Below are 14,258 nucleotides of genomic sequence, written 5' to 3'. Positions count from 1 at the left end.
CGAACGGGCGGAGCGCTGCGCAAAACGCTTACAATGGCGGGTTATTCATCTCATTTTTTGTCGTGGTAAACCCGCATGGAAATAAAGGTTAATTTCTTGGATAACCTTCGGCTCGAAGCCAAGTTCGACGATTTCACCGTGGTGGCCGACCAGCCCATCCGCTACAAGGGCGATGGCTCCGCACCGGGTCCGTTCGACTACTTCCTGGCCTCGTCGGCGCTGTGCGCGGCCTACTTCGTCAAGCTGTACTGCCAGACGCGCAACATCCCCACCGACAACATCCGCCTGTCGCAGAACAACATCGTCGACCCGGAGAACCGCTACAAGCAGATCTTCAAGATCCAGGTGGAGCTGCCGGCGGACATCTCGGAAAAAGACCGCCAGGGCATCCTGCGCTCCATCGAGCGCTGCACGGTGAAGAAGGTGGTGCAGACCGGGCCCGAGTTCGTCATCGAGGAAGTGGAAAACCTCGACGCCGACGCCCAGGCGCTGCTGATGCCCAGCGCCGACGCGGATTCGCGCACCTACATCCCGGGCAAGGATCTGCCGCTGGAGCAGACCATCGCCAACATGTCGGCGATCCTCGCCGGCCTGGGCATGAAGATCGAGATCGCCTCCTGGCGCAACATCGTGCCCAACGTCTGGTCGCTGCACATCCGCGATGCGCAGTCGCCGATGTGCTTCACCAACGGCAAGGGCGCGACCAAGGAAAGCGCGCTGGCCTCGGCCCTGGGCGAGTTCATCGAGCGGCTGAACTGCAATTTCTTCTACAACGACCAGTTCTGGGGCGAGGACATCGCCAACGCGCCCTTCGTCCACTACCCCGACGAGCGCTGGTTCAAGCCCAGCCGCCAGGACGAGTTGCCGGCGGAAATCCTCGACGCCCACTGCCTGGCGATCTACAACCCCGACGGCGAGCTGCGCGGCTCGCACCTGTACGACACCAACTCGGGCAACGTGGCGCGCGGCATCTGCTCGCTGCCGTTCGTGCGCCAGTCCGACGGCAAGGTGGTGTACTTCCCCTCCAACCTGATCGAGAACCTCTACCTGAGCAATGGCATGAGCGCCGGCAACACGCTGGCCGAAGCCCAGGTGCAGTGCCTGTCGGAAATCTTCGAGCGCGCGGTGAAGCGCGAAATCCTCGAAAACGAACTGGCCCTGCCGGACGTGCCGCAGGAGGTGCTGGCCAAGTACCCCGGCATCCTCGCCGGCATCCGCGGCCTGGAGGAACAGGGCTTCCCGGTGCTGGTCAAGGACGCCTCCCTGGGCGGCCGCTTCCCGGTGATGTGCGTGACCCTGATGAACCCGCGCACCGGCGGCGTGTTCGCCTCCTTCGGCGCCCACCCCAGCCTGGAGGTGGCGCTGGAGCGCAGCCTCACCGAACTGCTCCAGGGCCGCAGCTTCGAAGGCCTGAACGACCTGCCGCAGCCCACCTTCGAAAGCCAGGCGCTGACCGAGCCGAACAACTTCGTCGAACATTTCATCGACTCCAGCGGCGTGGTGTCGTGGCGCTTCTTCAGCGCCAGGGCCGACTTCGAATTCGTCGAGTGGGACTTCTCCGGCCGGCGCGGCTGCAGTGAAAGAAAAGAATCCAACGCCGAGGAAGCCGCCACCCTGTTCGGCATCCTCGAAGACCTGGGCAAGGAAGTGTACATGGCGGTGTACGAGCACCTGGGCGCAACGGCCTGCCGCATCCTGGTGCCGGGCTACTCGGAGATCTACCCGGTGGAGGACCTGGTCTGGGACAACACCAACAAGGCGCTGGCCTTCCGCGAGGACATCCTCAACCTGCACCGCCTGGACGACGCCCGCCTCGAAGCGCTGCTGGAGCGCCTGGAAGGCTGTGAGGTGGACGACTACACCGACATCACCACCCTGATCGGCGTGGAGTTCGACGACAACACGGTCTGGGGCCAGCTGACCATTCTCGAACTGAAACTGCTGATCAACCTCGCCCTGCGGCGTTGCGAAGACGCCAAGGAACTGGTGGAGGCCTTCCTCCAGTACAACGACAACACCGTCGAGCGCGGCCTGTTCTACCAGGCCCTGAACGTGGTGCTGGAGGTGGTGCTGGATGAGGAGTTGGAGATCGCCGACTACGAAGCCAACTTCCGCCGCATGTTCGGCAACGAGCGGATGGACGCGGCGCTGGGCTCGGTGGACGGCAGCGTGCGCTTCCACGGCCTGACGCCGACCAGCATGAAACTGGAAGGGCTGGACAGGCACCTGCGGCTGATTGACAGCTACAAGAAACTGCACGCGGCTCGGGCCAGGCTGCAGCCTGTGCAGGACAGCGCCGCCGACGCGGGAAGCGGCCTCAAGCCGCGGCGCGTGGCGATTCGCAAGCGCTGATGATGGGGATCGCGGCGCCGAGGGGTTCTTCGTAGGATGGGTTGGTGTGTTTTCCTGTGACTGTAGGCATGGGGCTTAAGAGCGCCCTCTCCCTAACCCTCTCCCTGAAGGGAGAGGGGACCGTTCGGTGTGCTTGGGTAGTTTGCAGTTAGCCGGCAAGCACCGTGGCTGCAAGCTGAAACCACCCTCCTCTCGGCACGGACTAGCCCCCTCTCCCCCCGGGAGAGGGCTGGGGTGAGGGTGCTCGCTCCTACGAGAAGCCGTGCCGCCGGACACCCCAGCGGTACGGCCAACGGCGCAACCGCAAACGGTTATGCGCCCTACGAACTCACCGGCTGACGCTGAACTATCCGTCCACGCCGAACGGCCCCCTCTCCCGCTTGCGGGAGAGGGCTGGGGAGAGGGGCTCGCTCCTACGAGAAGCCGTGCCGCCGGGCCCCCCGGCGGCACGGCCAACGGCGCATAACCGCGAACGGTTATGCGCCCTACGAACTCGCCGGCTGACGCTGCATCATCCGCCCACGCCGAACGGCCCCCTCTCCCGCTTGCGGGAGAGGGCTGGGGAGAGGGTGCTCTTCGTAGGAGCGAGCTTGCTCGCGAACACACTCCGCTGCGGGGCTCATTCGCGAGCAAGCTCGCTCCTACACAAACGCCAGACCCAGCCGGTCAATACCTCCGATGGCGAAAACCCTCCGGCGCCGAACATTGACCGAGGTCAATCCCTCCTCGGCCGACGCCATTAGATTCCACAACATCTTGTTGTCTTGAAAATTCAAAACACATCATGTTGTGGAATCCAGTCCAATGACCCAGACCCGGAACGCCCCTCTCCCCACCCGCCTGCGCAAGCGCAACGGCGCCGCCGCCCCCTTCGACCCGAGCAAGATCGAACGCGCCATCGCCGCCGCCGGCGAAGCCAGCGGCGAGTTCAGCGCCGCCCATGCCCAGGCGCTGACGCGCCGCGTGCTGTCGCGCCTGCCGGAGGGCGAGCTGGATGTGGAGCAGGTGCAGGACGTGGTCGAGCGCATCCTCATGGAGGCCGGCCACTACCCCACCGCGCGGGCCTACATCGTCTACCGCGAGCGCCACGGCCGCCTGCGCCGCGAGCGCAAGACGCTGGTGGACGTCGCCGCCTCGATGAACGAATACCTCTCGCGGGAAGACTGGCGGGTGCGCGCCAACGCCAACCAAGGCTATTCCCTGGGCGGGCTGATCCTCAACGTCTCCGGCAAGGTCACCGCCAACTACTGGCTGGACGAGGTGTACGACGAAGCCATCGCCGCCGCCCACCGCGAAGCCGACCTGCACATCCACGACCTCGACATGCTCGCCGGCTACTGCGCCGGCTGGTCGCTGCGCACCCTGCTCAACGAAGGCCTCAACGGCGTGCCGGGGCGGGTCGAGGCCGGGCCGCCGAAGCACCTGTCCAGCGCCCTCGGGCAGATGGTGAACTTCCTCGGCACCCTGCAGAACGAGTGGGCCGGCGCCCAGGCCTTCAGCTCCTTCGACACCTACCTCGCGCCCTACGTGCGCAAGGACGGCCTCGGCTACGACGCGGTGCGCCAGGCCATCCAGGAATTCATCTACAACCTCAACGTGCCGTCGCGCTGGGGCACCCAGACGCCCTTCACCAACCTGACCTTCGACTGGGTCTGCCCGGAGGACCTGCGCGAGCAGATTCCCTACGTCGGCGGCGAGGAAATGCCCTTCGCCTACGGCGAGCTGCAGGCGGAGATGGACCTGATCAACCGCGCCTACATCGAGGTGATGCAGGCCGGCGACGCCCACGGCCGGGTGTTCACCTTCCCCATCCCCACCTACAACATCACCCACGACTTCCCCTGGCACAGCGACAACGCCACGCGCCTGTTCGAGATGACCGCGCGCTACGGCCTGCCGTACTTCCAGAACTTCCTCAACTCGGACATGCAGCCCAACCAGGTGCGCTCCATGTGCTGCCGCCTGCAGCTGGACGTGCGCGAGCTGCTCAAGCGCGGCAACGGGCTGTTCGGCTCGGCGGAGCAGACCGGCTCCCTCGGCGTGGTGACGCTCAACTGCGCACGCCTGGGCTACCGCCACCGCGGCGACCTCGCCGGGCTCTACCGCCAGCTGGACTACCTGCTGGGGCTGGCCTTCGACAGCCTGGAGGTGAAGCGCAAGGTCATCCAGCAGCACATGGACGCCGGGCTCTACCCCTACACCAAGCGCTACCTGGGCACCCTGCGCAACCACTTCTCCACCATCGGCGTGAACGGCCTGCACGAGATGGTGCGCAACTTCACCGGCGACCGCGAAGGCCTGCACAACGAGGCCGGCCGGCAGATGGCGCTGGAACTGCTGGACCACGTGCGGGCGCGCCTGGTCGGCTTCCAGGAAGACAGCGGCCACCTCTACAACCTGGAGGCGACGCCCGCCGAGGGCACCACCTACCGCTTCGCCCGCGAGGACCGCAAGCGCCACCCGGACATCCTCCAGGCCGGCACGCCGGAGGCGCCCTACTACACCAACTCCTCGCAGCTGCCGGTGGGCCTCACCGATGACCCCTTCGAGGCGCTGGAGCTGCAGGACGCCCTGCAATGCAAGTACACCGGCGGCACCGTGCTGCACCTGTACATGGCCGAGCGCATCTCCAGCGCAGAGGCCTGCAAGACCCTGGTGCGCAACGCCCTCGGGCGCTTCCGCCTGCCCTACCTCACCGTCACGCCGACCTTCTCCATCTGCCCGGTGCACGGCTACCTCGCCGGCGAACACGAGTTCTGCCCGAAGTGCGACGAAGCCCTGCTGCAACAACGCGCCGCCAGTTGCTGCGGCAGCTGCGGCGGCTGAGCCGGCGACACCCCGCTTCACCAACCGCAAGAAAGGAGCTCTACCGATGAAAGCCAACCAACTGCCCGAAAACCAACGCCAACGCTGCGAAGTCTGGACCCGCGTGATGGGCTACCACCGCCCGGTGTCGGCCTTCAACGCCGGCAAGCAGTCCGAGCACCGCGAGCGCTGCCACTTCCGCGAGACGCGATGAGCGCTGAGCTCAGGGTCGGGGGCCTGGTGCCCCTGACCACCCTCGACTACCCCGGCCTGCTGGCCTGCGTGTTGTTCTGCCAGGGCTGCGCCTGGCGCTGCCGCTACTGCCACAACCCGCAGCTGATCCCGGCGCGCGGCGAGGCACAAATCCGCTGGGAGGACATCCTCGCCTTCCTCCAGCGCCGCCAGGGCCTGCTGCAGGCCGTGGTGTTCAGCGGCGGCGAAGCGACCCTCCAGGCCGCGCTGCCCGGGGCCATGGCCAGGGTGCGCGAGATGGGCTTGCGCACCGGCCTGCACAGCGCCGGTATCCAGCCGCGCGCCTTCGCCCGGGCGCTGCCGCACACCGACTGGGTGGGGTTCGACGTGAAGGCCCTGGCCGAGGACACCGACGCCATCACCGGCGTGCCCCGCAGCGGCCAGGCCAACTGGCGCAGCCTGGAGCTGCTGCTGGAAAGCGGCGTGGCCTACGAATGCCGGACCACGGTGCACTGGCAACTGTTCGACCTGGAACGACTACGGCGCCTGGCCACGCGCCTGCGCGGGGTGGGCGTGGAAAATTTCGTGGTGCAACTGGCCCGCAGTGGGCGGCAGCTCGATCCGCAGCTCATTGCAACGCCGGCCCCGCAGGGCGCAGCGGCATTGTGGCGCGAGTTGGAAGCGCTGTTCCCGCGATTCGAATTGCGGGATGCCTAGCGAGTCCCTGCTCGCGGAGGGTGTTCGCCGGTTGCCGAAAATCGCGGACGGAGTCCGCTCCTACGCTATCCCACCCACGCCATTCCACTGTAGGAGCGCGCCTTGCGCGCGATTCGCGGGCAGGGCCCTACAAGGAGACTCGGCCCAAGAGACCGAACGGTAGGAGCGGATTCATCCGCGATCCGGCCGGCAGGCCGGCGTGTGTTGGCAATCGCGAGGGAAACGCCGTCGTAGGATGGCGTTGAGCGAAGCGATACCCATCACCGGGGGCCGATGGGTATGGCAAGCTCAACCCATCCGTTGAGGCGCGCCTCGGCGCAGTCGGCAAGTGTTTCGGCGTTAGCCGGCCAGCACAGGGATTGCCGGCGGAAACCCGGCCTCCTCTCGGCACGGGCTAGCTTCCTCTCCCTCCGGGAGAGGGCTGGGGTGAGGGGCTCTTGGACCTGGCATCGATGCCCAGCCTGCAGCCGAAAATCGCGGACGGAGTCCGCTCCTACGCAATCCCCACCCACGCCATTGCCCTGTAGGAGCGCGCCCTGCGCGCGATTCGCGGGCAGGGCCCGCTCCTACAGGGAGGCTCGGCGCAAGAGGCCGAACGGTAGGAGCGGATTCATCCGCGATCCGGGGGAAAGCCCCAGCGCCGAGGTAGATGACGAAGCCCGATCATGAGTAAAACTTGATTTCATCGCAAATAAATTGAGTTTGTCTCATGAACCACCGATCCCGAGAATCCCTCCACTGGTTTTTCAATGGAGAGATTCACCCATGGCATTGGCCCACAACCTCGGCTTCCCGCGTATCGGCCGGGACCGCGAACTGAAGAAAGCCCTGGAAGCCTTCTGGAAAGGCGAGCTGGACGAAGCCGGCCTGCGCGCCGTCGGCAAGCAACTGCGCGCCACCCACTGGCAGGCGCAGAAGGATGCCGGCATCGAGCTGTTGCCGGTGGGCGATTTCGCCTGGTACGACCAGGTGCTGACCCACTCGCTGACCTTCGGCGTCATCCCCGAGCGCTTCCGCGGCCATGGCGATGCCAAGCCGACCCTGCAGACCCTCTTCGGCATGGCCCGTGGCGCCGTGGCGACGGACCGCAGCGACAGCTGCTGCGGCGGCGCCCATGCGCAAGAGATGACCAAGTGGTTCGACACCAACTACCACTACCTGGTCCCCGAGTTCACTGCCGACCAGCAGTTCGCGCTGAGCTGGGAACAGCTGTTCGAAGAGGTCGACGAAGCCAAGGCCCTCGGCCATGACGTCAAGCCCGTGGTGATCGGCCCGCTGACCTACCTGTGGCTGGGCAAGACCAAAGGTGCTGACTCTGAAACGAACAGCTTCAACAAGCTCGACCTGCTCGACCGCCTGCTGCCGCTCTACGGGCAGATCTTCCAGCGCCTGGCCGCCCAGGGCGTGGAATGGGTGCAGATCGACGAACCGATCCTGGTCCTCGACCTGCCCCAGGACTGGAAGAACGCCTTCGAGCGCGCCTACAACCTACTGCAGGGCGAGCCGCTGAAAAAGCTGCTGGCCACCTACTTCGGCGGCCTGGAAGACAACCTCGGCCTGGCCGCGAACCTGCCGGTCGATGGCCTGCACATCGACCTGGTGCGCGCGCCGGAACAGTACCCCAGCATCCTCGACCGCCTGCCGGCCTACAAGGTCGTGTCGCTGGGCCTGGTCAACGGCCGCAACGTCTGGCGCTGCGACCTGGAAAAGGCCCTGGACGTGGTGCGCCACGCCCGGGAACGCCTCGGCGAGCGCCTGTGGCTCGCGCCCTCCTGCTCGCTGCTGCACAGCCCGGTGGACCTGGAGCGTGAAGACAAGCTGGATGCCGAGCTGAAGAGCTGGCTGGCCTTCGCCGTGCAGAAGTGCGCCGAAGTGGCCGTGCTGGCCCGCGCCGCCACCGAGCCGCAGGCCGCCGACGTGGTTGCCGCCCTGGAGCAGAGCCGCGCCGTACAGGCCAGCCGCGCCGCCTCGCCGCGCATCCACAAGCCGGCCGTGCAGGCCCGCCTGGCCGCCATCCAGCCGGCCGACGCCCAGCGTCATTCCGCCTTCGCCGAGCGCATCGCCAGGCAGCGCGCCGGCCTGGACCTGCCGGCCTTCCCCACCACCACCATCGGCTCCTTCCCGCAGACCTCGGCCATCCGCCTGGCGCGCCAGGCGTTCAAGCAGGGCAAGCTGAGCGAGGCCGAGTACACCGAAGCCATGCACAGCGAAATCCGCCACGCGGTGCAGATCCAGGAGCAACTGGGCCTGGACGTGCTGGTACACGGCGAAGCCGAGCGCAACGACATGGTCGAGTACTTCGCCGAGCAGCTCGACGGCTACGTCTTCACCCGCTTCGGCTGGGTGCAGAGCTACGGTTCGCGCTGCGTGAAGCCGGCGGTGATCTATGGCGACCTGAGCCGCCCGAAGGCCATGACCGTGGAGTGGATCACCTACGCCCAGAGCCTCACCGACAAGGTGATGAAGGGCATGCTGACCGGCCCGGTGACCATGCTGATGTGGTCCTTCCCGCGCGAGGACGTGCCCCGCGAAGTCCAGGCGCGCCAGTTGGCCCTGGCCATCCGCGACGAAGTGGTGGACCTGGAGGCCGCCGGCATCAGGATCGTGCAGATCGACGAAGCCGCCTTCCGCGAAGGCCTGCCGCTGCGCAGGAGCGCCTGGGCGCACTACCTGGACTGGGCCACCGAGGCCTTCCGCCTGTGCGCCTCGGGCGTGCGCGACGAAACCCAGATCCACACCCACATGTGCTACAGCGAGTTCAACGACGTGATCGAATCCATCGCCGCCATGGACGCCGACGTGATCACCATCGAGACCTCGCGTTCGGACATGGAGCTGCTGGAGGCCTTCGAGAAGTTCGACTACCCGAACGAGATCGGCCCGGGCGTCTACGACATCCACTCGCCGCGCGTGCCGAGCCGGGAAGAGATCGTCAAGCTGCTGCGCAAGGCGGCCCAGCGCATCCCCGCCGAGCGCCTGTGGGTGAACCCGGACTGCGGCCTGAAGACCCGCGCCTGGCCGGAGACCGAAGCGGCGCTGGTGAACATGGTCGCGGCGGCCCGCGAGCTGCGCAACGACCTCGCCGCGCTGGCCTGATCCACCCGCCATGGTGATGGGTATCGCTTCGCTTGAGCCATCCTACGGTCAATGACGAAACGGGACGCCTGGCGTCCCGTTTCGCTTTGCGCTCCCCGCGCGTTGCAGCCCCCCCTACGGCGGCCAGCCCGAAACGAATTGCCCGTTTCTCGATACCCGACGTCCGAAACTCGCAAGACGGACGGGCACGTACTGCCTAGCATAGGGCCTCCGCCAAAAACGATGGCCGCGCCTGCGCGCCGGCCGCCCCTTGCTGCCCGGAGTCCCATGTCCACTACTGCCGCCCCTACGGCTGCCGCGTCCGTCGCCAGCCAAGCAAGCCCCCTGGTCATGCGCGTGATCGGCGCCTGCGCCCTGGCCCACCTGATCAACGACCTGATCCAGGCGGTGCTGCCGTCGATCTACCCGGTGCTCAAGGCCAACTACGGGCTGAGCTTCACCCAGGTCGGCCTGATCACCCTGACCTTCCAACTGACCGCCTCGCTGCTGCAGCCCTGGGTGGGCTACCACACCGACCGCCATCCCAAGCCCTGGCTGGCGCCGGCGGGCAGCGTCTGCACGCTGATCGGCATCCTCCTGCTGGCCTTCGTCGGCAGCTTCCCGGCGATTCTCCTGGCCTCGGCGCTGGTGGGCATCGGCTCCTCGACCTTCCACCCGGAAACCTCGCGCATCGCGCGGCTGGCCTCGGGCGGGCGCTACGGCCTGGCGCAGTCCACCTTCCAGGTCGGCGGCAATGCCGGCAGCGCCTTCGGCCCGCTGCTGGCGGCGGCCATCATCGTGCCCTACGGCCAGGGCCACGTGGCCTGGTTCGGCCTGTTCTCGGTGTTCGCCATCGGCGTGCTGTACGGCCTCAGCCGCTGGTACCGCAACCACCTGAACCTGTTCAAGCTCAAGCAGGGCGGCAAGGCTACCCACGGCCTGTCCAGGGGCCGGGTGAACGCCGCGCTGGTGGTGCTGGCGCTGCTGGTGTTCTCCAAGTACTTCTACATGGCCAGCTTCACCAGCTACTTCACCTTCTACCTGATCGAGAAGTTCCAGCTCTCGGTGGCCAGCTCGCAGCTGTACCTGTTCCTGTTCCTCGGCGCCGTGGCCGCCGGCACCTTCTTCGGCGGCCCGGTAGGCGATCGCATCGGGCGCAAGACGGTGATCTGGTTCTCGATCCTCGGCGTGGCCCCCTTCACCCTCGCCCTGCCCTACGTCGACCTGTTCTGGACCGGCGTGCTGAGCATGATCATCGGCTTCATCCTCGCCTCGGCGTTCTCCGCCATCGTGGTGTTCGCCCAGGAGTTGGTGCCCGGCAACGTCGGCATGATCGCCGGGGTGTTCTTCGGCCTGATGTTCGGCTTCGGCGGCATCGGCGCCGCCCTGCTCGGCCACCTGGCCGACATCCACGGCATCGAGTACGTGTACAAGCTGTGCTCCTACCTGCCGCTGCTGGGCTGCCTGACCATCCTGCTGCCGTCCACCAAGCGCGCCTGACGGCGCGAAGGCGCTCGGAGGAGCGCCTGCTGCGCCAGCGGTTCCGCCCTCAGCGCCTTGCGCGCCGCGTGTTCGGCGCACAGCGCGCCAGTTCCGCGGCGAGATAGGCCGCGGTCCTGCTGCCCTTCGCCCGCGCCAGCTGCTGCGGGGTGCCGCTGGCCACCACGCGGCCGCCGGCCTGGCCGGCGCCCGGGCCGACGTCGATCACCCAGTCGGCCTGGGCCACCACGCGCATGTCGTGTTCGATCATCACCACGCTGTTGCCGGCATCGACCAGCCGCTGCAATTGCAGCATCAGCCGGTCGATGTCCGCCACGTGCAGGCCGGTGGTGGGCTCGTCCAGCACGTACAGGCTGCGGCCGCGCTGGCTGCGTTGCAGTTCGCTGGCCAGCTTGATGCGCTGCGCCTCGCCGCCGGACAGCTCGGTGGCCGGCTGCCCCAGGCGCAGGTAGCCCAGGCCGATCTCGCGCAGCAGCCGCAGCGGGCGCGCTACCGCGTCCTCATCGGCGAAGAAGTCGCCGGCCTCCTCCACCGTCATGCCCAGCACCTCGGCGATGTTGCGGCCGTTCCAGCGCACCTGCAGCGTGGCCTCGTTGTAGCGGGCGCCGTGGCAGCTGGGGCATGGCGCGTACACGCTGGGCATGAACAGCAGTTCCACGCTGACGAAGCCCTCGCCCTCGCAGGTGTCGCAGCGCCCCTTGGCCACGTTGAACGAGAAGCGCCCGGCGTCGTAGCGGCGGCGGCGCGCATCGGGGGTGGCGGCGAACAGCTTGCGCACGTGGTCGAACAGGCCGGTGTAGGTGGCCAGGTTGGAACGCGGCGTGCGGCCGATGGGCTTCTGGTCCACCTGCACCACCCGCTGCACCGCCGCCAGGTCGCCGGCCAGGTGGCCGCCGGTGCTTTCGAGGATCGCCGGGCCCTCCTCGGTGGCTTGCGCGCCCTCCTCCTCGGGCTCGTGCCCCAGGTGCGCCAGCATCAGCTCGGGCAGCGCCTGGGCGATGAGGCTGGACTTGCCCGAACCGGAGATGCCGGTGACCGCGGTGAGCACGCCCAATGGAATGCGCGCGTCCACCCCGCGCAGGTTGTGCCGGTGGATGCCGCGCAGCTCCAGCCAGCCAGCGGCCTCGCGCCCGTGGCTGGGCGGCGCGGGAATCTCGTCGAACAGGTAGCGGGCGGTGCGCGACTCCGCCACCTCGCGCAGGCCCGCCGGAGCGCCGCTGTAGAGCACCCGGCCGCCGCGCTCGCCGGCGTCGGGCCCGACGTCCACCAGCCATTGCGCGCGGCGCATCAGCTCCAGGTCGTGCTCCACCACGAACACCGAGTTGCCGGCGTCGCGCAGCCTGTCCAGGGCGTCGTACAGGGCCTGGCTGTCGGAGGGGTGCAACCCGGCCGACGGCTCGTCGAGCACGTAGACCACGCCGAACAGCATGGAACTCAGCTGCGTGGCCAGCCGCAGGCGCTGCAGCTCGCCGGTGGACAGGCTCGGCGTGGCGCGGTCCAGGCTCAGGTAGCCCAGGCCCAGCTGCTGCAGCGTGCGCAGCCGCGCCACCACGCCCTCGGCCAGGCGCCGCGCCGCCAGTTGCTTCTCTTCCGAAAGCGCGGCGCCGGGCTGGGCGCGGAAGTCGCCCTGGGCGATGGGCTCCAGCAGCGCCGCCACCTGGTCCAGGGGCAACTGCGCCAGCGCGCCTATGTCCACCCCGCCGAAGGTCACCGCCAGCGCCTCGGCCTTGAGCCGCTTGCCACCGCACGCCGGGCACGGCCGGCCCTCCATGAAGCGCGACACGCGCCTTCTCATCAGGGCGCTCTGGGTGCTGGCGAAGGTGTGCAGCACGTAGCGCCGCGCACCGGTGAAGGTGCCCATGTAGCTGGGCTCCTGCTTGCGCTTGAGCGCGGCGCGGGTCTCCGCGGGGGTGAGGCCGGCGTACACCGGCGCGGTGGGGGTTTCCTCGGTGAAGAGGATCCAGTCGCGGTCCTTCTTCGGCAGGTCGCGCCAGGGCCGGTCGACGTCGTAGCCCAGGGTGACGAGGATGTCGCGCAGGTTCTGCCCGTGCCAGGCCGGCGGCCAGGCGGCGATGGCCTTCTCGCGGATGCTCAGCGACGGGTCCGGCACCATCAGCGCCTCGGTCACCTCGTACACGTGGCCCAGGCCGTGGCAGGCCGGGCAAGCGCCCTGCGGCGTATTCGGCGAGAAGTCCTCGGCGTACAGCAGCGGCTGGCCCGGCGGGTAGGTGCCGGCGCGCGAGTACATCATCCGCACCAGGCTGGACAGGGTGGTCACGCTGCCCACCGAGGAGCGCGCGTTGCTGGCGCCGCGCTGTTGCTGCAACGCCACCGCCGGCGGCAGGCCGTCGATGGCGTCGACGTCCGGCACGCCCACCTGGTCGATCAGGCGCCGGGCATAGGGCGCCACCGACTCGAAGTAGCGCCGCTGCGCCTCGGCATACAGGGTGCCGAACGCCAGCGAGGACTTGCCGGAACCCGACACGCCGGAGAACACCACCAGCGCATCGCGCGGGATGGCGACATCCACGTCCTTGAGGTTGTGCTCGCGCGCGCCGCGCACTTCGACGAAACCGCTGGCGCCGGGGGCGCCGGCCGGGGGCTTGCTGTGGGGCATGGGAACGGACTCGGGGCTCTGTTGGCCAGGAGTATGCCTGAGGAGGCCCGCGCTGACCGAGGGCCTCTATCAGGTGGCCGGCCGCCCCGCCAGCGCCGTCAGGCCTCGCGGTAGGTGCCCTTCTGCTTGGCGGCGTGGGTGGCCAGGGCGTCCATCAGCGGCGGCGACAGGCAGTCATAGGGCTCCAGGTTGAGTTCGCGCAGGCGCTGGCGGATGGCGTCCATCTGCGCCGGCGGGGTGCCGCTCTCGATCACCGAAGAGACGAAGGCGGCGAAGCCCGGCGCCGACCAGCCCTCCTGCGGGGACAGTTCGGTATGCACGAAGTCCAGGCCGTAGAAGGCATGCCCCGGGTTCTCGATGCGCCCGAACAGGTGCGCGCCGCACTCGCGGCAAGCGTGGCGCTGGATGACGGCGCTGTCGTCGACGACCTGCAGCTTCTCGGGGTGGGCCACCACGCTGACCTTGTCCCGCGGCACCACCGCCACCACCGAGAAGGTCGCCCCCGCGGGCTTCCAGCACTTGGTGCAACCGCAGGCGTGGTTGTGCAGCGTCTGCGCGCCGACCGCGACCTCCACCTTGTCGGTCGCGCACAGGCATTGCAGGGTGCCGCCGGCGAAGCCGGGCTGTTCCGGGCGGATGCCGTTGTCCAGCGAGGGGTGAATGTGAATCGCGCTCATGGGGTTGACCTCCTGGCGTTCGCTGCGCCAGGGCCGGCACGGCGACATGCCGCGCCGCGAAGCCCTGGCGGTCGAAATGGGTGGCACGAGGCGTGGACGGTGAGTCCATGGCAGCGGAAACCGTAGGATGGGTTGAGCGAAGCGATACCCATCACCATGGCCCGATGGGTTTCGCAAGCTCAACCCATCCTACGAAAAGCGCTTCGGCATAGCCTGCAGCATAGTTGCCCGGCAGCGGAACCGTAGGATGGGTTGAGCGAAGCGAATACCCATCGCCATGGCCCGATGGGTTTCGCAAGCTCAACCCATCCTACGAAGAGCGT

The 14,258-nt window shown here is 68.0% G+C and carries 8 protein-coding genes; 6 read left to right on the top strand and 2 right to left on the bottom strand.

Annotated elements, in window-relative coordinates; translation table 11 throughout:
- Nucleotides 1–75 precede the first annotated feature (75 nt).
- From IG194_RS26535 to IG194_RS26510, 6 genes are all read left to right on the top strand, one after another.
- Nucleotides 76–2,352: an OsmC domain/YcaO domain-containing protein gene (locus IG194_RS26535; RefSeq protein WP_058489226.1), complete on the top strand. Its 2,277-nt coding sequence runs from the start codon at nucleotides 76–78 to the stop codon at nucleotides 2,350–2,352.
- An 804-nt stretch (nucleotides 2,353–3,156) separates the two neighbouring features.
- Nucleotides 3,157–5,178: a ribonucleoside triphosphate reductase gene (locus tag IG194_RS26530; RefSeq protein ID WP_058489225.1), complete on the top strand. Its 2,022-nt coding sequence runs from the start codon at nucleotides 3,157–3,159 to the stop codon at nucleotides 5,176–5,178.
- A gap of 46 nt (nucleotides 5,179–5,224) precedes the next feature.
- The gene (nrdD, locus tag IG194_RS33095) at nucleotides 5,225–5,371 is read left to right on the top strand and encodes an anaerobic ribonucleoside-triphosphate reductase (RefSeq protein WP_058489224.1); all 147 of its coding nucleotides are present in this window, start codon (nucleotides 5,225–5,227) and stop codon (nucleotides 5,369–5,371) included.
- Complete coding sequence (locus IG194_RS26520; RefSeq protein ID WP_058489223.1) at nucleotides 5,368–6,066, top strand: anaerobic ribonucleoside-triphosphate reductase activating protein; 699 nt, start codon at nucleotides 5,368–5,370, stop codon at nucleotides 6,064–6,066. The genes nrdD and IG194_RS26520 overlap by 4 nt, the downstream gene beginning before the upstream one ends.
- A 765-nt stretch (nucleotides 6,067–6,831) precedes the next feature.
- The gene (gene metE / locus IG194_RS26515) at nucleotides 6,832–9,162 is read left to right on the top strand and encodes a 5-methyltetrahydropteroyltriglutamate--homocysteine S-methyltransferase (protein ID WP_058489222.1); all 2,331 of its coding nucleotides are present in this window, start codon (nucleotides 6,832–6,834) and stop codon (nucleotides 9,160–9,162) included.
- A gap of 267 nt (nucleotides 9,163–9,429) precedes the next feature.
- Entirely contained in the window at nucleotides 9,430–10,641 is a 1,212-nt protein-coding gene (locus IG194_RS26510; RefSeq protein WP_009619569.1) for an MFS transporter, read from the top strand.
- Nucleotides 10,642–10,690: 49 nt separating this feature from the next.
- Here the strand turns inward: IG194_RS26510 and uvrA are convergent, their stop codons facing one another.
- Nucleotides 10,691–13,258, bottom strand: a complete 2,568-nt coding sequence (gene uvrA, locus IG194_RS26505; protein WP_058489221.1) for an excinuclease ABC subunit UvrA — start codon at nucleotides 13,256–13,258, stop codon at nucleotides 10,691–10,693.
- 98 nt (nucleotides 13,259–13,356) lie between these two features.
- The gene (gene gfa / locus IG194_RS26500) at nucleotides 13,357–13,935 is read right to left on the bottom strand and encodes an S-(hydroxymethyl)glutathione synthase (RefSeq protein ID WP_058489220.1); all 579 of its coding nucleotides are present in this window, start codon (nucleotides 13,933–13,935) and stop codon (nucleotides 13,357–13,359) included.
- Nucleotides 13,936–14,258: the final 323 nt, after the last annotated feature.

The organism is Pseudomonas sp. ADPe (genome assembly GCF_014843515.1).
In the GTDB taxonomy this organism is placed as follows: Bacteria; Pseudomonadota; Gammaproteobacteria; order Pseudomonadales; family Pseudomonadaceae; genus Pseudomonas; species Pseudomonas citronellolis.
This window is presented reverse-complemented; position numbering and strand designations above follow the sequence as displayed.

Excerpts from the sequence above, each read along its gene's own strand:
- IG194_RS26535 (WP_058489226.1), top strand. The coding sequence starts at position 76 with ATGGAAATAAAGGTTAATTTCTTGGATAACCTTCGGCTCGAAGCCAAG.
- IG194_RS26530 (WP_058489225.1), top strand. The coding sequence starts at position 3,157 with ATGACCCAGACCCGGAACGCCCCTCTCCCCACCCGCCTGCGCAAGCGC.
- nrdD (WP_058489224.1), top strand. The coding sequence starts at position 5,225 with ATGAAAGCCAACCAACTGCCCGAAAACCAACGCCAACGCTGCGAAGTC.
- IG194_RS26520 (WP_058489223.1), top strand. The coding sequence starts at position 5,368 with ATGAGCGCTGAGCTCAGGGTCGGGGGCCTGGTGCCCCTGACCACCCTC.
- metE (WP_058489222.1), top strand. The coding sequence starts at position 6,832 with ATGGCATTGGCCCACAACCTCGGCTTCCCGCGTATCGGCCGGGACCGC.
- IG194_RS26510 (WP_009619569.1), top strand. The coding sequence starts at position 9,430 with ATGTCCACTACTGCCGCCCCTACGGCTGCCGCGTCCGTCGCCAGCCAA.
- uvrA (WP_058489221.1), bottom strand. The coding sequence starts at position 13,258 with ATGCCCCACAGCAAGCCCCCGGCCGGCGCCCCCGGCGCCAGCGGTTTC.
- gfa (WP_058489220.1), bottom strand. The coding sequence starts at position 13,935 with ATGAGCGCGATTCACATTCACCCCTCGCTGGACAACGGCATCCGCCCG.